The organism is Bradyrhizobium sp. MV1.5 (genome assembly GCF_055807615.1).
Genome location: NZ_JBVVPL010000033.1, coordinates 25,955 through 47,567, shown reverse-complemented (window position 1 = coordinate 47,567; position 21,613 = coordinate 25,955). Strand labels below are relative to the sequence as shown.

Below are 21,613 nucleotides of genomic sequence, written 5' to 3'. Positions count from 1 at the left end.
CTATATCAGATCATTGACGATTTGGCGTAGGGCCCGGGAACTGCCTGAAGCCGGCTTCGCGCCCGTTTGCGCCGCGATATGGCAAAATCTGTGACAGGCCCCACCTGATCTCGTAAGGGTGACCCATCCAGGTCACAGCCAATTTCGCAAAGCCGAGGGATCCAGCCATGGCAATCGACGACAAAACCAGAACGGAACTCGAGGCTGCCGCTTTCCGGCGCCTGGTCGATCATTTGAAGACGCGGACAGACGTCCAGAACATCGACCTGATGAATCTCGCAGGCTTCTGCCGCAACTGCCTGTCCAACTGGCTCAAGGACGCCGCCGACGCCCAGGGCGTCGCCTTGAGCAAGGACGAGAGCCGGGAAGCCGTCTATGGCATGCCCTATGAGGCCTGGAAGGCGAAATACCAGGGCGCGGCCTCGCCTGAGCAGCTCGATGCCATGAAGAAGGTTCATCCCGGGCACTGAACGGCCTCGCCGGCAGCCCGATATGCGGTGCCTTTGAGTCGCATCACACAACAGCTTTCTTCGACACGCCGCAGGAAGGTGTGGGCGCGCTGTGGACGAGCGCGATGCTGCCTTGAACGCGAGAGGTCCGAACCCTAAGGGTCTACCAGCACGCGCGGTGAGGATGCCGGCGTCACCTCGTTTTGCCAGTTTTATTGGGAGTACCAAGATGGCCACCTCCGCCGCCGTCCGCGACGACGAGCCCGCGACGAAATTTGCCAAGGACCAGCTCAAGTCCATCATCGAGCGCATCGAGCGGCTGGAGGAAGAGAAGAAGGCGATCTCCGACGACATCCGCGACGTCTTCGCCGAGGCCAAGGGCAACGGCTACGACGTCAAGGCGCTGCGCACCATCGTGCGCATGCGCAAGCAGGATCCGAACGAGCGCGCCGAGGCCGAGACGATCCTTGAGACTTACATGCAGGCACTGGGGATGATCTGAGCCCCGGTGTCGTCCTGGCGAAGGCCAGGACCCATTACCCCAGGGAGCAGTTTGGCGAAAATTCGTCGCTTGGTATCCGTACCGCGTGAACCAGATGGATCACGCGGTATGGGTCCTGGCCTTCGCCAGGACGACGACAGAGATTTTGGTAACAGTGGGGCTTATCAGCCTTAGCGCAGCGAAGCCGTCCGCATGACGAACGACGTCGTCTCGAGCTTGGCGGTGGCGGTGCCCGAGAAACTGTCGCAGGACAGGCCCTGCATCGGATCGTCGGCAAAACCCATGGCGATTACGGACTGCGGCTTGACGAAGTAGGCGCGCATTGCGGCCATATCAAGCTCGCCCATCAGCGTGACCGACATCGCGCGGCTGGCGCTCGGCGACAGCATCACGATCTTGAGCCAGATGCTTTCGCCCTTGGCTGCGGAGAGCCGGGTCGCGGTTGCGACCAAGCCGTCGACGCGCTTGCCGACCACCGTGTTGATCTCGGTCGCGGGCGCAAGGTTGCGCGACGCGGCGGGACGGGCGGAGCGTGGGATCGGCGCGGAGGCGGCGACGACATTGGCGCGGTCGACCGGGGAGGCGGACGCCGGCGCGTAGGCCAGGGCCTGATAGGCGGCGCTGGACACGCTCGCGGTCGGCTGTGGATCGGTGGCGGCGGCAAGCGCCTGGCGGGCCTTCAGCGCAGCCACTTGGGCCGGCGTCGCCTGCTGCGGAGTAGCCGGGGCGTCCCAGAAGCCACGGGCATTGATGATATCAGCGGGGGTCTCGGGCTTGGCGTCAGCGGATTTGCCGGCGGCCGGCTTGTCAGCCACGGGCGCCGGCTTCGGCTTGGGCAGCGCGACCATCTGCGCATCGGCCGAGGCGAGCTGAATGGTCGCCGCGACTGACGGCTTGGCGCGGGGCGTCGGCACCGGATCGGCCGGCTTGGTCGCGGCGGCGACCACGGTCGGCGCGACAGTCTTCGCGGACGGGGCGGGCGTGCCCTCGTCATCCTCGTCGCTGCTCGCGGCGGCCGGAGCCGGCTTGCCCTTGAACAGGGCGGCAAAGAAATTCGACTTGCTGCCGGAATCCTCGCCGCTGCCGCGCCGCTCGATCTCGGCCTTGGCGAGCTCATAGCCCTTCAGCGGCGTGCCGTCGGTCGGGACGTGGACGGTGCGTCCGTCCGGGAAGACCCGAGCGAGCTGGTCATGCGTCATGCGCGGCCAGTGCCGGATGCTGCCGGTGTCGAGATGCACGAAGGGCGAGCCGGAGGTCGGGTAGAAGCCGACGCCGCCGCGCTGGAGCCGCAGGCCGGCGAAGCGGATCTGCTCCAGAGGCACGTTCGGGATGTAGAAGTCCATCGCATGCCCCAGCATGTGCTGGCTGAAGCGCGCGACGCCGGAGGAGCGGCGGCGGAGCATGGCGTTGGTGGCGGGCGAGCGGTAGGAGGAGATGATCTGGATCGGCTGCTTGGCATCGACGTCGCGATAGACTTCCCAGAGAATGTCGAAGAGGTGACGGTCCATGACCGTCTCGTCCTGGGTGCGCCAATCGCGCAGGAAGTGGTTGAGCTGCTTCAGCGCCGGTTCGTCGTAGCGCCCGTCGCGCTTGAAGGTGACGGTGAGGTCTTCGCCGGAGTGGGTGTGGTGAAAGGAGAGCGTCTTGGTTTCGTTCAGCGCGGCGGCGTTATGAACCGAACCCGCGGCAGCAAGCAGCAATACGGCAGCGAGGCCGATCCGGGATCCGGCCTTCACTCCCGCATGGGACAACGACAGCACAGCGAATTGGCGTGCGATACCAGTCAGCACGTTAGAGCCCACCCAGTCGACGAGCGTTCAAAATGGACTCTCCCGCTAACCCCGTTAGCGCGCGAAAGAGGATGAACGCTTTGTTAAAGCGAGAAGGTTAATTCGAGGTTGACCTTCCCGCCCCCAAACCAAGTCAGATCGCGAACCTAACCGGGTGAGTGTGGCGAAAAAACGCCCGCTGCCCGAGCTCAGGTGGAGAATGGTTAACGTTAAGCGACCTCATCCAGAGGACGAGGTCGCTGATTTTATTGCAGAATTTCAGGATATCAGGCTTTCGGGGCGGGCCTGGCTCAGCGGGTGAATACCCGCTGCTGCTGGGGACGGCGGCCGATCGGGGCCGGCGGCGGGGTCGGCGCTCCGAACAGCCGCTCGAAGAAATTCGGGCCGGACGAGCCGCCATTGTTGGCCGCCAGCACGCCGTTCGGCAGCGTCGTTGCCGGGCGTGAATAGCTCGGCTGGGAGTGCGCGACCACGTTCTCGAGATCCTTGCCGCGGCCGTTCTTCAGGATGTTGATCATGGTCGCATCGCGGCCATAGACGTCCTTGCGGAATTGCAGCTTGCCGCCATCGTCCACGAATGCGGTCTGATAGGTAATGTTGACCGGGATCGGGGTCGGGAATTTCAAGTCGATCTCGCTCTTGCCGTACATGCTGCGGATGCGTTCCGGCGTGTACTTCTCGTTTGGCATCGCGATGTTGAGCAGAACCGACGCGTACTGATCCGGGTTCTGCACGCGCATGCAGCCGTGGCTGAAGGCGCGCTCGTCCCGGGCGAACAGGTTCTTGTCCGGCGTGTCGTGCTGATAGACCAGGAACTTGTTCGGGAAGTTGAAGCGGATGCGGCCGAGCGCGTTGGCTTCACCGGGCGGCTGCGAGATGTGCACTGAACCATCGCGGTTCTGCTCGAGCTTGAGGCCCATGCGCTGGAGCACGGTCGGGTCCTGCTGAAGCGCCGGCAGATATTCGTTGTAGACGATCGACGGCGGCACGTTCCAGGTCGGATTGACCGTGATGTACTTCATCGTCTCGGTGAGCAGCGGGGTCGCATGCGTGCCGGGCTTGCCGGTCACAACGCGGGTGGTCCAGACCTGCTGGCCGCGCTGCATCACCTTCAGCGTGTAGTCGGGAATGTTGAGGATGACATAGGCGTCGCCCAGCGAGGGCACGCCCAGGTCGCGCGGCAGCCAGCGCCAGCGCTCCATGTTCACCAGCACCACGTCGATCTGCTTGTCGCGCTTCGGGGTGTTGATCGCCTTGACCGTCTTGTCGTCGAGGATGCCGGTCGCCTTGAGCTCGGCGCTGTTCTGGAACTTGCGCACGGCTTCGGCGACCGCCGCGTCATAGCGGGTGTCGCTGGCATTCTCGGCGATGCCGAGCTTGACGCGCAGCTGCGGCACGCGCGAATCTTCAACGACGATTTCAGCCTGCTTCTTGCGGGCCGGGGTGTATTTCAGCGTCGGACCATCCGCGATCTCGATCACCGGGCCGTTGCCCTGGCCGCGGAGCTCCGCGAGCTTCGCCTTCAGCTCCTTGTAGAGCTTTTGCGGCGGATTGTAGCTCTCGAGCGCCGCGGAGGCGTCCGCCGCGGTCGCTACCTTGGCGAGCACCTCGTTCGGATCGACCGGATGCTCGGGATAGAGGATGTCGCCGCTGACCTGGGACCAGTGCATGCGGCCGCTCTGGGCCTGCCGCGCATAGTCGAACATGCTGGCGGTGAGCTTGAGCTCGGCATCGGCGAGCGCATCGGGCGTCGTGGCGGCTGCGAAGTCCGGCAGCGGGTAATCGGCGGGATTGAGACCGTCGGACGCCGCGTCCTTCAGCCGTGCGATCACGCCCTTGGCCGCAGCGGTCAGGCTGCCGCCCTGGGTCCAGACCGGCGCGAAGTCGCGTGCACCGTAAAACTTCTCGATCGCCGCGCGTTCGTTCTTACGGTCGAAATAGCGCGCAGTCTTGGTGCCAATGATATCCTTGAGCTTGTCGGCGACCGGCTGGTCGGCCGCGGGAACGTTGCTCGCGGCCTTCACCGGCTCCGAGGCCGGAGCAGCAGCGGCGGCGGGCGCGGCCTGCGTTGGGGGCGCCGTATCGGCCTTGGCAGGTTCGATCTTGGCGGGTTCAGTCTTCGCCGTCTCGCTCTTCGTCGGCTCGGCGGCGGGCGTGGTGGCGATGTCGGACGGCTTGGTCTCGACCTTGTCTGGCGCGGGAGCGGATTCGGCCTTCAAGGGCTCCCTGGCGGGCTCCTTAGCAGGGTCCACCACCGTGGCGGTGGTGTCGAGCTTGATGTCGGATGCGGTCGGGGGCGGGACGTTTGCGGGTTCGGGGCGCGGGATCGCGGCTTCGATCGCGAGTTCGGCAGCGCTGCTGCGCGCCTGATCCTGCGCCAGGGCCGAGCTGGCCGATACCGTGAGGAAGGTCGCCGCGACCGTCATCAAGACACGGTCAAAGCCTGCACGGTGGTTCAAACAGTCACGCATTGTGTCGCACCCCTCGGGTGAACTGTCCCCCGTGGAACAGCTTCGTTATCGCCTATTGAGTTTCGGCTAAACCGCGCCGGCCTCTCGAAAGTTGCACGCCTGCACGCAACGATTCCTACGCAGACGATATACAGGCCCCGATTTCGCAGCCAGCGCTACCCGGGACAACTCACGACAAACTGACTTCAAGCACGCCTCTTGGCAACGGATTGTGCGCTTCTGCCACGCGCTTTTCCCTGTGTCTGTCACTTCCAAGTCACGGTCGAGTCACGGTTCACGTCGCAGTCGAATTCCGTCGTCATGCGAACGGCTTACGGTCGTCTCGCACCGCCTGCACGAACCTCCGTTCGCATCAGGCTCAGTGCGTCTCCTCACCGCTTTTGCCGCCATGGCCGGGAACTCCGGCTTCATCGAGTTTGCGGTAGAGGGTGGACCGGCCGATTTTGAGGCGGCGGGCGACCTCCGACATCTGCCCGCGGTAATGCGAGATCGCGAAACGGATGATCTCGTTCTCGATGTCCTCCAGCGGCCGGACGTCGCCGGTCGCGGTCAGCATGGAGAGAGCACCAGCTTGCGGCAGCGGCGCGATCGGTATTTCACTACCCGACACGACGGAGGGGGCCGCGATCGGCTCCAGCATCAGCGGCACGGTCGGAATGTCTGTTCCCGGATGCGGCTGCGAGGGGATCAGAGGGAAGTCGTCGAGGCCAAGCTGGTCGCCGTCGCTCATCACCACGGCGCGATAGACCGCGTTTTCGAGCTGGCGGATGTTGCCGGGCCAATCGAGCTGGGCAAGGTGCGCAACGGCCTCGCCGCTGATGCCGGTGATGGGGCGGTTCTCCTCGGCGGCAAAGCGCGCCAGGAAATGCCTGAGCAGATGCGGAATGTCCTCGCGCCGGGCGCGCAGCGATGGGATCGTCAGCGGTAGCACGTGCAGGCGATAGAACAAGTCTTCCCGGAAGTGGCCCTGCTTGACCCGTTCAAGCAGCCTGCGATTGGTCGCCGAGATGATGCGGACGTCGACCTTCACGGGTTTGCGGCCGCCGACCGCCTCGACCGCGCCTTCCTGGAGTGCGCGAAGCAGCTTGACCTGCGCGCTCAACGGCAGCTCGCTGACCTCGTCCAGGAACAGCGTGCCGCCATGGGCTTCGACGAACTTGCCGGTGTGGCGTTCGGTGGCGCCGGTGAAGGCACCCTTCTCGTGACCGAACAGGATGGATTCGACGAGGTTGTCGGGGATCGCGCCGCAATTGACCGCGACGAACGGCTTTGCCTTGCGCTCGCCGCTGCCATGAATGGCACGCGCGAACATCTCCTTGCCGACGCCGGACTCGCCCTCGATCAGCACCGGGATCGATGAGTTTGTTGCTTTCTGCGCCGCGCGCATCACGCCCGCCATCGCCTCGGCGCGGGTGATGATGTCGGAGAAGGTCAGCCGGCCCTCGCGGCTGTGACGGATGCGCTGCAATTCGCCCTTGAGCGCGGACGAATTGAGCGCGTTGCGAAGAGAGACCTGGAGCCGCTCCAGGCCGACCGGCTTGACCACGAAATCGGCCGCGCCCGCGCGCATCGCCGAGATCACATTGTCGATGCCGCCATGGGCGGTCTGCACGATGACGGGGATGCTAAGACCCGCTTCGCGGATTTTCGCCAGCACGCCCATGCCGTCGAGGCCGGGCATCACAAGATCGAGGATGACGCCGTCGATGGCCGCGTCAGGGGCGGTGAGGGCGGCGATCGCCGCGTCGCCGGAATCCACCACGATCGTCTCATAGCCGCATTTCTGCACCATGTTTTCGACCAGCCGGCGGGCTACAGCGTCGTCGTCGGCGATCAAAATACTGGCAGCCATGGTGTTCCCCGCACGCTACTACTATCTGTCTCGAATCGGGGCACTCTGGCCGAAGCCGATTAACGCACTGTTAAATCCTGATGCCCCCGCCCGCCGTCGCGCTTGTTGAACACAGGTTTCCCACACAATGAATTCGCGCTCCAAGCCTGCTCTTAAAAAGTCTGCTCTGAAAAAGTCTGCTCTCCGCAAGCCAGCCACCAAGAAATCCGTCGTCAAGGCAAAGTCCTCCAAACCTTCACCCGCAAAGCCTGCGAGCAAGACCGGCAAGCTTCCGGAGTGGAACCTCGCCGACCTCTATTCCGGGATCGATGCGCCGGAAGTGGCGCGCGATCTCGAAAGGATGGATGCCGATTGCGTCGCGTTCGAGACGGATTACAAAGGCAAGCTCGCAACAGGAACAGCAAAGGAAGATGGCGGAAAATGGCTCGCTGAAGCCGTGCGACGCTATGAGGCGATCGACGACCTCGCCGGCCGGCTCGGCTCGTACGCCGGCCTCGTTCATGCCGGCGACAGCGTGGACCCCAAGATTTCAAAGTTTTACGGCGACGTTTCCGAGCGCCTGACGGCGGCATCGACGCATCTGCTGTTCTTCGCGCTCGAGCTCAATCGTGTCGATGACGATATTTTGAACCGCGCGATGCAGGCCACCGAGCTCGCGCACTACCGTCCCTGGATCGAGGATTTGCGCAAGGAGAAGCCGTACCAGCTCGACGACAAGCTCGAGCAGCTGTTCCTGGAGAAGGCGCAGACCGGCTATTCCGCCTTCAACCGGCTGTTCGACCAGACCATCTCGAGCCTGCGTTTCAAGGTCGGGCCCAAGGAGCTCGCGATCGAGCCGACGCTCAATCTGTTGCAGGACCGCGACGGCGCCAAGCGCAAGGCCGCGGCAGAGGCGCTCGCAAAGACCTTCAAGGCCAATGAGCGCACCTTTGCGCTGATCACCAACACGCTGGCCAAGGACAAGGACATCTCCGACAGCTGGCGCGGCTTCAAGGACGTCGCGGATTCCCGGCATCTGAACAACCGCGTCGAGCGCGAGGTGGTGGATGCGCTGGTCGCCTCGGTGCGCGCGGCCTATCCAAAATTGTCGCATCGCTACTACGCGCTGAAGGCACGCTGGTTTGGCAGGAAGCGCCTGGCCTATTGGGACCGCAACGCGCCGCTGCCTTTTGCGGCGACCGACGTGATCGGCTGGGGCGACGCGCGAAGCATGGTGCTCTCCGCCTATCGCGGCTTCTCGCCAAAGATGGCTGACATCGCCGAGCGCTTCTTTACCGACCGCTGGATCGATGCGCCGGTGCGCCCGGGCAAGGCGCCGGGTGCCTTCTCGCATCCGACCACGCCGTCCGCGCACCCCTACGTGCTGATGAACTACCAGGGCAAGCCGCGCGACGTGATGACGCTCGCCCATGAGCTCGGTCACGGCGTTCACCAGGTGCTGGCGGCCAGGAACGGTGCGTTGATGGCGCCGACGCCGCTGACGCTGGCGGAGACCGCGAGCGTGTTCGGCGAGATGCTGACCTTCCGGCGGCTGCTGGCGCAGACCAGGAGCGCAAAGCAGCGCCAGGCGCTGCTCGCCGGCAAGGTCGAGGACATGATCAACACCGTGGTGCGGCAGATCGCGTTCTATTCCTTCGAGCGCGCGGTCCACACCGAACGCAAGAATGGCGAGCTCACCGCGACGCGGCTCGGCGAGATCTGGCTCTCGGTGCAGGGCGAGAGCCTGGGGCCGGCAATCGAGATCAAAGCGGGCTACGAGAATTACTGGATGTACATCCCGCACTTCATCCATTCGCCGTTCTACGTCTACGCCTATGCGTTCGGCGATTGTCTCGTGAACTCGCTCTACGCCGTCTACGAGAACGCGGCCGAAGGCTTTGCCGAGCGTTATCTCGACATGCTCGCCGCCGGCGGCACCAAGCATTATTCGGAACTGCTGCGGCCGTTCGGGCTCGATGCCAAGGATCCGAAGTTCTGGGACGGCGGCCTGAGCGTCATCGCCGGCATGATCGACGAACTGGAAGCGATGGGCTGAGCCCGAACCGTCTTCGGCGCTGCAGCGAGCAGGTCAGGTCGGCCGTCCGAGCGTCCCGTTGTTCCGACGACGGGCGAAGCGGGTTGCATAGATCCCGCCCTGCACATTGAACGTTTGTGCCTGGGGCAAGACTAATTCTTGCAGACGGGTTCGATCTGCAATGCAATCTATGATTGTTGATCGTCGTGGTATGCTCGGCCAGGGAGGCGAACATGGCCAGGATCAGTGCCCCAGACACCAAGGTGGAGCCGCCACGGGCTGTCGAGGAACAGCAGCTGTGGGGGGCGCAGCACCGGAAGATCGTCAAGCGCGAGCTCGCAGCCATCAATAACCGCCGCCGCGCCCAGGGCATGGATCCCGTCGCATACCCTGGCGACGAAAAGGCGATCGATACGGTCGGTCTTGCGCTGTCGGGCGGCGGGATCCGATCCTCCGCAATCTGCCTCGGCGTCTTGCAGGCTTTCAATCACCACGGGCTGATCAAGCACATCGATTATCTGTCGACCGTTTCGGGTGGCGGTTACACCGGCTGTTCGTTCACGGCGACCATGACGCGGGCGCAGAATTTCGTCTTCGGAAGCACGTCGACACCCGGAGCCGGGAGCGCCAATGAGATCAGTGACACGCCTGCGGTGGGCCATATCCGAAACTACTCGAACTACCTCGTTCCGGCCGGCGCGCGCGACCTGATCACCGGCGTCGCAATCGTCGTGCGTGGACTCGTTGCCAATCTGAGCCTGACGCTGCCGGTCGTACTGCTCGTCGCCGTGATCACGATCCTGTCCAACGCCGCACGCTCGTCGCTCTATACGACCAATTTCTTCGGGCTGAGCGTCGACGACACCCACAATCTTGGTCCCCTCTCCAGCCTGGGATTAATGCCTGCCTACTTTCTTGTCGGCCTTGTTGCCGCCTTGCTGCTTTTGTTGGTCGGGCGCCTTTTCAAAGTCGGGCGGCGCGAGTTGTTTCGCTACCTGGCGGGTCTTGCGTTTGCGATGGGACTCATCTGCGCGATCGCCAGCTGCCTGAACGTCGATCACTTTGGCCTTTCGCTTGCAGCGCTCCTGCTCGGCCTCGTGCTTTTCTTCGGCTGGGCGGTGCTGCGATCGATTTCGTCGACCAAGGGAGGTGAATTCCGCGGCTATCCGTCGACTGTCGGCGCGACCTATCTCGTTCTGCTTGCCGCCATCTGCTTCTTCGAATTCCAGCCCTTCATGATCGCCCAGATGTTCGATGTCGCCGACGCCAACACGGCTCAGTCCGGCGGCATCGTTGGGGGCGTTGCAATCAAGTGGGTCCAATCGCTTGCGGCCATCACCGCGCCGGTTGCGGCGGCCGTGACGCTGTTCCGGCAGCAATTCGCCGACCTGCTGAAGGGCGCCGGCGCCTCCGACCTGGGCTCACGCCTGCTCGCCCATGCGGCGAAAGCAGCCGTGCTTGTCGCGGGACTGGCGCTGCCCTTACTGATCTGGGTCGGATATCTCTATCTTTGCTATTGGGGCATCGCGAACGACAAGACGCTCGACGCCGCCTACCGCCAATACCCCATGATCGAGGAGTGGGGAGCGGCTGGCGTGCAACCTGTGCCGCCCGCGGCCGGTGTCGACGTCAAGGGAAATGTCCGGTTTGACTCGGCGACGCGCAAGCTCTCGGCCGAGATCACCAATGCCGAAGCGAAGGTCGTCGTCTCCAAGCCGGTGGGACCGATCTCGCACATCCCCGCATGGCTGTTTTCCGTTGCGTCATTGCAGTCCCCGGGCACATTCACTTGGTCGAAGTACCAGTTCGGCAACAGTGTCAGCTGGCGGATGGTGCTGCTCTACTTCTTGTCGGGCTCGGCCCTGTTCGGCCTGTCGTGGGTCCTCGGGCCGAATGCCAATTCGTTGCACCGGCTCTATCGTGATCGCCTCAGCAAGGCCTTCTTGTTCAATCCGCTCTACTACGCTGACGGGGAGCCGTCGCGGAACATGCCGAGCCTGGACCAGGGGAGGGATTTCCTTCCGCTCGACGAGGAGAAGCTGAGCGGTCTGTTACATCAGTTGGACTACGGCGTAGATCCAGCGGGAGCAATGACGGTCACGACATCGAAAAAAGGCAGCCTGGCCTCGCCATATCCCATCATCAACACCGCCCTGAACATCCAAGGATCCGACTTCGCCAATCGGCGGGGACGGAACGCTGATTTCTTCATATTCTCGCCGCTGCACGTCGGCAGCGAGGCCACGGGTTATGCGAATACACCGGCATTCGAGAAGGTCGCGCCGGGCCTCGATCTTGCGACCGCGATGGCGATCTCCGGGGCCGCCGCTTCGTCGAACATGGGCTCGGGGTCGATCCGCTCCCTGACCCCGACCCTGGCGCTCCTCAACGTACGCCTGGGGTACTGGTTGAAGAACCCGCGCTGGGTCTCGACAAAGGACAAGCCGCAGCACCACTCGACCCCTTTGTTTCTATGGTCTGAGATCTCGGGCCGGCTTTACGAGAATGCCGATGCGGTCTACCTGACGGACGGCGGACACATCGAGAATCTCGGCGTCTACGAGTTGTTGCGACGACGCTGCAAGGTGATCATCGCGGTTGACGCCGAAGCCGATGCGCCGATGAATTTCTCGTCCCTGGTGACGCTGCAGCGTTATGCGCGCATTGATCTCGGGATCATCATCGACCTGCCGTGGACGCCGATCCGCAACACGACGCTGGAGTGGATGAAGTGCAACGCAACCAAATCCCCGCCGGCGGCCCGGCGCGCGGCGGGCGGACCGCACATGGCGGTCGGCACCATCGACTACGGCTCGGGGGAAAAGGGGTACCTCGTGTACATCAAATCGTCCCTGACCGGAGACGAGAACGACTACATCCGCGACTATGCACGCCGCAACGACACCTTCCCGCACGAAACCACCGGTGACCAGTTCTTCTCGGAGGAGCAGTTCGAGGTCTACCGCGCGCTGGGTTTCCACATGACGCACGGTTTCCTCACTGAGGACGCCGGCGCGGATGCGATCGTCGTCAACGTTCCGGGAGAACGCTGCGCAAAGCGAAACTTCTGCGACAGCAAGGTGGAGCCGATCGGCGCAGTCCGCCGTGCGCTCGGCCTGCGCTGAGAGGCCTTGGGGATCGCGGCACCGGAGAGCGCCTCCAACGCGCGGACCACCGGTCTGAGCGGGATTCCGCCAATTGGAATTCCAAATGACCTGATTTGCCGGGAAACCGCGCCTCCGTGCCGTTGCCCTGCCCGGAAGTTTGCGGTATCCCAGCCATGAAATTCGACTTTCGACTGGGGACAATTCATGGCTGACCATAGCGAAGTGGCGTACAGCACCGCCGACGGCAACGACTACGTTGCCCACGAGCAGACCTACGAGGGCTTCATCAAGCTGGTGAAGTACGGCACGGTCTCGGTCGCGCTTATCGTGATCCTGATGGCGATCTTCCTGACCTGATCCATCGCTTGCAGCACCGCCAGCGTCGTCGGTGCCCATAAAATTTGCAATCAAGCCGGATTGAAAACCGGTATCCAACGTTGCGGGAGTAACGCTAAGTTCGCGTGCGCGCTCTTTCCCGCGTCGCCGGAGGGCCTATGAAGATCGCCGTTGCCAAGGAAATCGATCCGTCGGAGCCGCGGGTTGCCGCTTCGCCGGATACGGTGAAGAAGTTCAAGGCGTTGGGCGCCGAGATCGCGGTCGAGCCGGGCGCCGGCCTCAAGTCGGGCCTGCCGGACTCCGAATTCACTGCCGTGGGCGCCACCGTCAGCGCCGACGCGCTGAAGGATGCCGACATCATCATCAAGGTGAGGCGCCCTGAAGCCTCCGAGTTGGCACAGTACAAGCGCGGCGCGCTCGTCATCGCCATCATGGACCCCTACGGCAACGAGGCCGCGCTGAAGACGATCGCCGATGCCGGCGTCTCCGCCTTCGCGATGGAATTGATGCCGCGCATCACGCGCGCGCAGGTGATGGACGTGCTGTCCTCGCAGGCCAACCTTGCCGGCTACCGCGCCGTGATCGAGGGCGCCGAGGCCTTCGGACGCGCCTTCCCGATGATGATGACCGCAGCCGGCACGGTGCCCGCCGCCAAAGTGTTCGTGATGGGCGTCGGCGTCGCCGGCCTCCAGGCGATCGCGACCGCGCGCCGTCTCGGCGCCGTCGTCACTGCGACCGACGTCCGGCCCGCCACCAAGGAGCAGGTCGAATCGCTCGGTGCGAAATTCCTCGCCGTCGAGGACGAGGAATTCAAGAACGCGCAGACCGCCGGCGGCTACGCCAAGGAAATGTCCAAGGAGTACCAGGCCAAGCAGGCCGCGCTCACCGCCGAGCACATCAAGAAGCAGGACATCGTCATCACCACCGCGCTCATTCCGGGCCGGCCGGCGCCGAAGCTCGTCACGGCCGACATGGTCAGGTCGATGAAGCCGGGGTCGGTGCTGGTCGATCTCGCCGTCGAGCGCGGCGGCAATGTCGAAGGCGTCAAGGCGGGCGAGGTCGCCGATGTCGATGGCATCAAGATCGTCGGCTACACCAACGTCGCCGGCCGCGTCGCGGCGTCGGCCTCCAGCCTCTACGCGCGCAATTTGTTCAACTTCATCGAAACGATGGTCGACAAGACCAGCAAGGCGCTGGCCGTGAACTGGGACGACGAACTCGTCAAGGCGACCGCGCTGACCAGGGACGGCGCCGTCATCCATCCGAATTTCCAGCCGAAAGCGTAAGGAGAGCCGTCATGGAGCATGTTGCACAGGTCGTCGACCCCTTCGTCTTCCGGCTGTCGATCTTCGTTCTCGCCGTCTTCGTCGGCTATTTCGTGGTGTGGTCGGTGACCCCGGCGCTGCATACGCCGCTGATGAGCGTGACCAACGCGATCTCCTCGGTGATCGTGGTCGGCGCGCTGCTCGCCGGCGGGGTTGCGAATGTTTCGAGCGGCTCGGGCTGGGCGCGCGCCTTCGGCTTCGTTGCTTTGATTTTTGCCTGCATCAATATCTTCGGCGGCTTCCTTGTCACCCAGCGCATGCTGGGGATGTACAAGAAGAAGCCGAAGTGAGCGGCCACCTCGGGCTGATGGGATCAATGGGGACCTGAGATGAGCGCCAACCTCTCTGCATTTTTGTATCTCGTGGCAGGAGTGCTGTTCATCCTGTCGCTGCGCGGGCTTTCAAGCCCGGCTTCGTCGCGGCAGGGCAATCTGTTCGGCATGATCGGCATGGCGATCGCGGTCGCCACCACGCTGGCCAACCATCCGCCCGCAGACGGTCTCGCCTGGGTGCTGGTGATCCTCGGTATCGCCATCGGCGGTTCGATCGGCGCGGTGATCGCGCGCCGCGTGCCGATGACCTCGATGCCGGAGCTGGTCGCCGCCTTCCACTCGCTGGTCGGCATGGCCGCGGTGCTGGTCGCCGCCGGCGCGTTCTACGCGCCCGAGGCGTTCGACATCGGTACGCCCGGCAACATCCATGCGCAGAGCCTGGTCGAGATGTCGCTTGGCGTCGCCATCGGCGCGCTGACCTTCACCGGCTCGGTGATCGCGTTCCTGAAATTGTCCGCGCGGATGAGCGGTTCGCCGATCATCCTGCCGTTCCGTCACATCATCAACATCGCGCTCGCGATCGCGCTCGTCGTCTTCATCGTCGGGCTGGTAATGACGGGCAGCGCGCTCGACTTCTGGCTGATCGTCATCATCGCGCTGGCGCTCGGTGTCCTCATGATCATCCCGATCGGCGGCGCCGACATGCCGGTCGTGATTTCGATGCTGAACTCGTACTCGGGCTGGGCCGCGGCCGGTATCGGCTTCACCCTCGGCAATTCCGCGCTGATCATCACCGGCGCGCTGGTGGGATCAAGCGGCGCGATCCTGTCCTACATCATGTGCCACGCGATGAACCGCTCCTTCATCTCGGTCATCCTCGGCGGCTTCGGCGGCGAGACCGCGGCGGCCGGCGGTGGCGGCGGCGAGCAGAAGCCGGCCAAGCTCGGCTCGGCCGACGATGCCGCCTTCATCATGAAGAACGCGCAGAAGGTCATCATCGTGCCCGGCTACGGCATGGCGGTGGCACAGGCTCAGCATGCGCTGCGCGAAATGGGCGACATCCTGAAGAAGGAAGGCGTCGAGGTGAAATACGCCATTCACCCGGTCGCCGGCCGCATGCCCGGCCACATGAACGTACTGCTGGCTGAAGCCAACGTGCCCTATGACGAGGTGTTCGAGCTCGAGGACATCAACTCCGAATTCGCGCAGGCCGACATCGCTTTCGTGATCGGCGCCAACGACGTCACCAATCCGGCGGCGGAAGAGGACAAGACCTCGCCGATCTACGGCATGCCCGTGCTCCAGGTCTGGAAGGCCGGCACCGTGATGTTCATCAAGCGCTCGCTCGCTTCGGGCTATGCCGGCATCGACAATCCGCTGTTCTATCGCGACAACACCATGATGCTGCTCGGCGACGCCAAGAAGGTCACCGAGAACATCGTCAAGGCGATGTAGCGCGGGCAAGGGGGCCATTGCCAAAGCGACGCGCGAGCAGCGCGTCGCATGGCACACCGCTCACCAGGCGGCGTGCGGTCGGCGCGCCTTGGGCGGTGTCATGAAATTGCTGCGGAGCCGGTGCAAGCCCTCAACGGGGCCAAGCCGCGTCACCATGATCATCGTCAAGTGGATCGCCATCCTGCTCGTGACCGTCTATTGCGCCGGTCTCCTCGTGCTGTATGTCAGGCAGCGCGAGATGCTGTTTCCGATCCCGCCCGTCGGTCGCACCACGCCGGACGCCGCAGGCCTCCCTGAGGCCGAAGAGCACGTCCTGACCACCTCCGATGGCGAGAAGGTCATCGTCTGGCACGTGCCGGCGAAGCCCGGCCGTCCCGTGATCCTGTATTTTCCGGGCAATGGCGATTATCTCGCCGGTCGCATCAGCCGTTTCAAGGCCATGACGGCGGACGGCACCGGCCTCGTCGCGCTGTCCTATCGCGGCTATGCCGGCTCGAGCGGGGCGCCGAGCGAGGCCGGCCTGCTGCGCGATGCCGCGGCCGCCTACGCCTTCACCACCGCGCGCTACGCGGCGGAACGAATCGTCGCCTGGGGCTTTTCGCTCGGGACCGGCGTGGCGGTCGAGGTCGCCTCGGAGCATCGTGTTGGAAAACTCGTCCTGGAAGCTCCCTATACATCGACGGCCGATATTGCAGCTTCATCGTTCTGGTTCGTTCCGGTGCGTCTGCTGATGCGCGATCCATTTCATTCCGACGAGCGTATCCCGCGCGTCACTGTGCCGCTATTGGTGATGCATGGCACCAATGACCTTGCCATTTCGATCGTGTTCGGAGAGCGTCTGTTCGCGCTTGCGCACGAACCGAAGCAGTTCGTTCCCTTTGCAGGCGGTGGACACGACAATCTCGATGCGTTCGGTGCGATTGAAACGGCGAGGCGCTTCATTGCTTCCTAGATGGCTTGTCGTTCGGCGCGCGAGCGGGTTCATCGCCGCACTCCTCGTCGTGTTGTTGCCACAGCACGCATGGGCGGCGGCAGGGCTCGACGGCGCGGCGATGCGCTGGCCCTATGCGCTGCCCTTTGCCGGCCTCCTGCTGTCGATCGCGCTCGGCCCGCTGCTCTTTGCAAAAGTCTGGCACCATCATTACGGCAAGATCGCCGCGGCCTGGTCGCTGCTGGCACTCGCCTCGCTGGTCGTCCTTGCCGGGAGCATGGCGACGTTGGCCGCGCTCGTTCACGCCATGCTCGCCGAATATCTCGGCTTCATCGTGCTGCTGTTCTCGCTCTATGTCGTGGCGGGGGGCATTCTCGTGACGGGCGACATCAAAGCGACACCGGCGGCCAACGCCGGCATCCTCGCGCTCGGTACGGCGATGGCGAGCGTCGTCGGCACCACGGGGGCGGCCATGATCCTGATCCGCCCTCTGATCCGCGCCAACCGGCCGCGGCGCTACAACGCCCATGTCGTCATCTTCTTCATCATCCTGGTCGCCAATGTCGGCGGCGCGCTGAGCCCGCTCGGCGATCCCCCGCTGTTCGTCGGCTTCCTGCATGGCGTCGACTTCTTCTGGACCACGCGGACCATCTGGCTGCAGACGGCGATCGTTGCCGGACTGCTGCTCGCGATTTTCGTCGTCATCGACGTCTGGCGCTTCCGTAGCGAACCCTTGCCAGGCGCCGCCGGCGCCGCGAAGCCCGTCCGCATCCGCGGTCTCGTCAACCTGGTGCTGATCGCAGCCATCGTCGGGAGCCTGCTGGCCTCGGCAATGTGGAAGCCCGGCATCGCCTTCGACATTCTCGGAACCAGGCTGGAGCTGGAAGACATCGCCCGCAACGCGGCCCTTTTGGCCATAGCGGGCCTGTCGGTGTGGTTGACGCCGGACGAGCACAGGCAGGCCAACGGCTTCACCTGGGAGCCGATCCGCGAAGTCGCAAAGCTGTTCGCCGGCATTTTTATCGCGATCATTCCGGTCATCGCCATGCTCGATGCCGGCCATCACGGCGCGTTCGCCTGGCTGTTGTCGGCCGTGACCTCACCGGACGGCACGCCGCGCGAGGTTGCCTATTTCTGGTTCACCGGTCTGATGTCGGCGTTCCTCGACAATGCGCCGACCTATCTGTTGTTCTTCGAGCTCGCCGGCGGCGACCCGCAGGTGCTGATGCACGAGCTCTCGGGCACGCTCGCCTCCATCTCCATGGGCGCAGTCTACATGGGCGCGCTCACCTATATCGGCAATGCGCCGAACTTCATGGTGAGCAGCATCGCCAGCGAGAACGGCATCGAGATGCCGAGCTTCTTCGGTTATTTCGTGCGCGCCGGCGCGGTGCTCATTCCGCTGTTCGTGCTGCTGACGCTGCTGCCGTTCGCGCCGATCCTGCACCTGCATTGAATCTGCCGGCCGATTTGCTACTGCTCGCCCAAGATGCGATGAATTTGCGCGAAGCAATTGGAGCCGATGGATGAGCGCGCACAATCCGATGCCTCGGTCGGCCTGGATCTTTCCGGCGCTGGCCGTGCTGCTGTTCGCGGCCGTCAGCGCGACGGGCTACGTGTTTACGCTGTCGTTCGGCGGGCTCGTCTTCGCCCTCGTGCTCCTCGTCATCCTGTTCGGCACGGTGTTTGCCGCGGTCCATCATGCCGAGATGATCGCCGAGCGGGTCGGCGAACCCTACGGCACGCTGGTGCTGACGCTCGCGGTGACCATCATCGAGGTGGCGCTGATCACCACGATCATGTTGGGCGACAAGCCGGCTCCGGAACTGGCGCGCGACACCGTGTTCGCCGTGGTCATGATCGTCTGCAATGGCCTCGTCGGGCTCTGCATCTTCATCGGCGGCCTGCGCTATCGCGAGCAGGGTTTTCAGCTCTCCGGCGCCAACGTTTACCTCAGCGTGCTGTTCGCGCTCGCGACCATCACCCTGATCATGCCGAACTACACCACGACCACGCCGGGCCCGGTTTATTCGGCGGTTCAACTCGGCTTCGTCGACGTGGTCACGCTCGCGCTGTACGGGGTGTTTCTCTACACCCAGACCGTGCTGCACAAGGATTACTTCGTTCACGACCGGACGGACAGCGGGAGCGGCGAGGCGCATCTGGCGGGCCGGACCATGGTGCTCAGCGTCGTGCTGCTGCTGATCGCGTTGCTGGCGGTCGTGCTGCTGTCCAAGAAATTCTCGCTGGTCGTCGACGCCGTCGGGGCCAAAATTGGTGCGCCGCCTGCCTTTGCCGGACTTCTGGTCGCGCTCCTGATCCTGCTGCCGGAAGGCGTCGCGGCCGTGTCGGCCGCCCGCAAGAACGACCTCCAGAAGAGCATCAATCTCGCGCTCGGCTCGTCGCTCGCCACCATCGGGCTGACCATCCCGGCCGTCGGTGTCGCCACCTATGCACTCGACAAGGAGCTCACGCTCGGCCTCAGCGACCAGGGCAGCGTGCTTTTGCTCCTGACCTTCTTTTTGAGCATGCTGACCTTCGGTACGGGCAGGACCAATGTCCTGTTCGGGCTGGTCCATATGGTGGTATTTGCCGTCTACGTGTTCATGGTTTTCGTGCCCTGAACCGATTTCCGGATATGCCCCAGGAGAGTTCCGATGCTTGCCGCCAAGTCCGAGGTTCAGGTCGACAATGAGCAGGTTCGGGTGACCGAGTGGCGGCTCGCGCCAAACAGCGCCACCGGGCATCACACCCACGGCATGGACTACGTCATTGTTCCCGTGGTCGCAGGGGAAATGACCATCGTGGCACCCGATGGCGAGCGGTCCAAAGCACAGCTTGCGGCCGGGAAATCCTATTTTCGCAAGGCCGGCGTCCAGCACGACGTGCTTAACGAAACCGCAACCGAGATCGTGTTCCTTGAGGTTGAGCTGAAGTCGTAAGTCCGGCGTACCCCTTTGCCATTGATCTGTCGCAGTTGATCCCTCACTATGCCTCAAAGTTCCCGCATCAGATCGCGCGGGGAGTGGCCGGAATGCTGAAATACGTCGCTAAAATCTCGATGGACATCTTCCCCTCGGTGCTCGCAACGATCATCGGGGCGTACATCGTTAATCATTACATCAACGCCAAGCCGGCGGCGGATGCACCCGCGGCCGTGATGGCGCCCGCCGAGGCGGGCAAGAACGGCAAGCCCGCGGATGTGGCCAACCTCCCCGCGCCCGGCGTCAAGGCCAAGGGCATTTCCGAGAAGAAGGTGACGGACAAGCCGGCGGCCGAGAAGGCTGCGGATCAGCCCGCCGCGGAGGCCAAGACCGCGGACGTGGCACCGGCCGAGGCCTCGCCGCGCGGCAAGCCGTCCGCGCGTGAGAAGGCGGTCGGCAAGTCCACCCCGGCCGTCAGTGCCCCCGCCACCCCGGTGGTGGAGGCCAATTCGGCGCCGGCTGCTGCCGCGCCGGCCGCAACCCCCGACGCCAACGATCTCGTGCGCGCCGCGATCGAGCGCCTGCGCAAGTCGCCTGAGAGCAAAGCGGCTGAGGCCAAATCTTCCGACACCAAGTCTTCCGACAACAGGTCTTCGGAGACCAAGTCGCCCGAGAAGACTCAGGAGCCTGCGGTGCGTGAAGCCGCCCGCACCCCGGAGGCCCCGCGTATCATTCCCGTGGATACGTCATCGGTTCGTCCGTTGCCGCCGCCGATCACGGTCTCGACACCCGCAGCGGAGGCCTATGGCAATGGCGGCTCGTCGCAGCCGAGCCCGCCCTATACCGCTTCGGTCGGCAACGAGAACCCGAATCGGCTGACACCGCCGGCTGATATTCCGGTCCCGATGATTGCGCCCCCGCTCGATCTGCGCGCCGATGCCGGCGCGTCCATGCCGCGGCCGAAGACCAATGTCGCCGACGACATGCTGTCGGGCGTCAAGTCCATGTTCCACTCCGTTCTGCCGAAGGGCGTCACCCCGGATTAAGACGGCGCCTGCGCGGCGCCAGAATCGTCAGCCGCCGACGCGGGCGAGGCCGCTGCGGGCGGCGTCGTCGCGCGGACGAAGCGAGACCGCCTTGGTGTAGGACGCCGCCGCCTTGGTCCTGTCGCCCAGCCGTTCATAGGCTTGCCCGCGGATGGTCCAGACCTGGGCATTGTGGGGATCGGCCTCAGAAGCCTCATCCAGATCGGCCGCGGCCTCCTTGGCCTTGCCGAGGGCGAGATAACTGGTGGCGCGGCCGAGCAGCGGCTCGACCTTCTGCGGGTTAAGGCCGCTCGCCGCGCTGAAATCGGCGATCGCGAAATCGTGCTGGTTCCTGCCCTGGTAGATCAGGGCGCGGCCATAGAGTGCCTGCGCATTATAGGGATCGAGTTCGACCGCGTGATTGAATTCATCGAGCGCGGCCGCCGTCTCGCCGGACTTTGCCAGCGCCTGGGCCTTGGCCGTATGAGCCTGGGCTTCGCTGACGTTGACTGCGCTGACCACGTTCTCGGCGGTCGCAGCTGCCTTGGGTGCCTCCTGCGGCTTCTCCTTCTCCGGCGTCAGCGATCCCAGGTCGAAGGAGCAGCCGCACAGCGAAATCCCCACAACCGCAAGCGCAAACTGCTGCTGCAAGATCTGGCGTAGCCGCGCCAAGCCGCGCTTGGGGAAAGGGGAGGCCATCTACGGTTCGCTCGCGCCAGTGCCGCATCGGTAGTGCCCCATCCCAGCAAGGCACCGCTCACAAAACAATAACGCGGGCCAGGGGCCCGCGTCATCGAAAACTGAAGTCTCTCAAGTCCGGAAAATCAGCGCGGTCCGCGCGGACCAGCACTTGCACCTGCACCTGCACCAGCGCCCGGGCCGCCGCGACCGCCACGATCGCCGCCGGGGCCGGCGCCGAACACCGGCTTCGGCTTCATCGGCAGCAGGCCTTCGCGCTGCAGCTTCTTGCGGGCCAGCTTGCGTGCGCGACGCACGGCTTCGGCCTTTTCACGGGCCTTCTTCTCGGAGGGCTTTTCGTAGTGACCGCGGAGCTTCATCTCGCGGAAAATACCCTCGCGCTGCATCTTTTTCTTCAGCGCCTTGAGGGCTTGGTCGACATTGTTATCGCGAACGAGAACCTGCACGCGGCATCCTCTTCA

The 21,613-nt window shown here is 64.2% G+C and carries 18 protein-coding genes; 13 read left to right on the top strand and 5 right to left on the bottom strand.

From position 1 onward, the window contains the following. The first annotated feature begins 167 nt into the window (after positions 1-167). The gene (locus AC0L2J_RS26195; protein WP_007614243.1) at positions 168-470 is read left to right on the top strand and encodes a DUF1244 domain-containing protein; all 303 of its coding nucleotides are present in this window, start codon (positions 168-170) and stop codon (positions 468-470) included. Between the two features lie 208 nt (positions 471-678). Continuing rightward, entirely contained in the window at positions 679-951 is a 273-nt protein-coding gene (locus tag AC0L2J_RS26190) for a DUF2312 domain-containing protein (protein WP_007596286.1), read from the top strand. A gap of 170 nt (positions 952-1,121) precedes the next feature. Here AC0L2J_RS26190 and AC0L2J_RS26185 read toward each other — a convergent pair whose 3' ends face one another. The 3 genes from AC0L2J_RS26185 to AC0L2J_RS26175 all read right to left on the bottom strand — a co-directional run bounded on the left by AC0L2J_RS26185 (position 1,122) and on the right by AC0L2J_RS26175 (position 7,064). Next, positions 1,122-2,741 (bottom strand): peptidoglycan L,D-endopeptidase MepK, encoded by a 1,620-nt coding sequence (locus tag AC0L2J_RS26185; RefSeq protein WP_473394970.1) that lies wholly within the window; start codon positions 2,739-2,741, stop codon positions 1,122-1,124. Between the two features lie 290 nt (positions 2,742-3,031). Further along, positions 3,032-5,212 carry a L,D-transpeptidase family protein gene (locus AC0L2J_RS26180; RefSeq protein ID WP_473394969.1) on the bottom strand — a complete coding sequence of 727 codons (2,181 nt, stop codon included), beginning with the start codon at positions 5,210-5,212 and terminating at the stop codon, positions 3,032-3,034. 358 nt (positions 5,213-5,570) lie between these two features. Beyond that, entirely contained in the window at positions 5,571-7,064 is a 1,494-nt protein-coding gene (locus tag AC0L2J_RS26175) for a sigma-54-dependent transcriptional regulator (protein WP_473394968.1), read from the bottom strand. A gap of 127 nt (positions 7,065-7,191) precedes the next feature. Here AC0L2J_RS26175 and AC0L2J_RS26170 point away from each other — a divergent pair, with 127 nt between their 5' ends. From AC0L2J_RS26170 to AC0L2J_RS26120, 11 genes are all read left to right on the top strand, one after another. Further along, on the top strand, positions 7,192-9,099 hold the full coding sequence (locus AC0L2J_RS26170; RefSeq protein WP_007614235.1) for a M3 family oligoendopeptidase: 1,908 nt from the start codon (positions 7,192-7,194) through the stop codon (positions 9,097-9,099). 212 nt (positions 9,100-9,311) lie between these two features. Further along, positions 9,312-12,203: a cell division protein gene (locus AC0L2J_RS26165; protein ID WP_473394967.1), complete on the top strand. Its 2,892-nt coding sequence runs from the start codon at positions 9,312-9,314 to the stop codon at positions 12,201-12,203. A gap of 186 nt (positions 12,204-12,389) precedes the next feature. Then, positions 12,390-12,542, top strand: coding sequence for an aa3-type cytochrome c oxidase subunit IV (locus AC0L2J_RS26160; RefSeq protein WP_007596280.1), 153 nt, complete (start codon positions 12,390-12,392; stop codon positions 12,540-12,542). Positions 12,543-12,679: 137 nt separating this feature from the next. Continuing rightward, positions 12,680-13,807 carry a Re/Si-specific NAD(P)(+) transhydrogenase subunit alpha gene (locus AC0L2J_RS26155; protein ID WP_473249765.1) on the top strand — a complete coding sequence of 376 codons (1,128 nt, stop codon included), beginning with the start codon at positions 12,680-12,682 and terminating at the stop codon, positions 13,805-13,807. 11 nt (positions 13,808-13,818) lie between these two features. Then, complete coding sequence (locus AC0L2J_RS26150) at positions 13,819-14,136, top strand: proton-translocating transhydrogenase family protein (protein WP_007614230.1); 318 nt, start codon at positions 13,819-13,821, stop codon at positions 14,134-14,136. 39 nt (positions 14,137-14,175) lie between these two features. Continuing rightward, the gene (locus AC0L2J_RS26145) at positions 14,176-15,573 is read left to right on the top strand and encodes an NAD(P)(+) transhydrogenase (Re/Si-specific) subunit beta (protein ID WP_007614228.1); all 1,398 of its coding nucleotides are present in this window, start codon (positions 14,176-14,178) and stop codon (positions 15,571-15,573) included. A 154-nt stretch (positions 15,574-15,727) separates the two neighbouring features. Further along, the gene (locus AC0L2J_RS26140; RefSeq protein WP_473394966.1) at positions 15,728-16,525 is read left to right on the top strand and encodes an alpha/beta hydrolase; all 798 of its coding nucleotides are present in this window, start codon (positions 15,728-15,730) and stop codon (positions 16,523-16,525) included. Then, on the top strand, positions 16,479-17,960 hold the full coding sequence (locus tag AC0L2J_RS26135) for a sodium:proton antiporter (RefSeq protein ID WP_473394965.1): 1,482 nt from the start codon (positions 16,479-16,481) through the stop codon (positions 17,958-17,960). Before AC0L2J_RS26140 ends, AC0L2J_RS26135 begins: the two co-directional genes overlap by 47 nt. 70 nt (positions 17,961-18,030) lie before the next feature. Continuing rightward, the gene (locus tag AC0L2J_RS26130; RefSeq protein ID WP_473394964.1) at positions 18,031-19,128 is read left to right on the top strand and encodes a calcium:cation antiporter; all 1,098 of its coding nucleotides are present in this window, start codon (positions 18,031-18,033) and stop codon (positions 19,126-19,128) included. Positions 19,129-19,161: 33 nt separating this feature from the next. Next, positions 19,162-19,446 (top strand): cupin domain-containing protein, encoded by a 285-nt coding sequence (locus tag AC0L2J_RS26125; protein WP_063994789.1) that lies wholly within the window; start codon positions 19,162-19,164, stop codon positions 19,444-19,446. 92 nt (positions 19,447-19,538) lie between these two features. Continuing rightward, positions 19,539-20,474, top strand: coding sequence for a hypothetical protein (locus tag AC0L2J_RS26120; protein WP_473394963.1), 936 nt, complete (start codon positions 19,539-19,541; stop codon positions 20,472-20,474). Positions 20,475-20,501: 27 nt separating this feature from the next. Here AC0L2J_RS26120 and AC0L2J_RS26115 read toward each other — a convergent pair whose 3' ends face one another. Both AC0L2J_RS26115 and rpsU read right to left on the bottom strand, forming a co-directional pair. Beyond that, positions 20,502-21,152: a tetratricopeptide repeat protein gene (locus tag AC0L2J_RS26115; RefSeq protein ID WP_063994791.1), complete on the bottom strand. Its 651-nt coding sequence runs from the start codon at positions 21,150-21,152 to the stop codon at positions 20,502-20,504. A 125-nt stretch (positions 21,153-21,277) separates the two neighbouring features. Then, a complete protein-coding gene (gene rpsU, locus AC0L2J_RS26110; RefSeq protein ID WP_473394962.1) occupies positions 21,278-21,598 on the bottom strand; it encodes a 30S ribosomal protein S21 in 321 nt (106 codons plus the stop codon). Between the last annotated feature and the right edge of the window lie 15 nt (positions 21,599-21,613).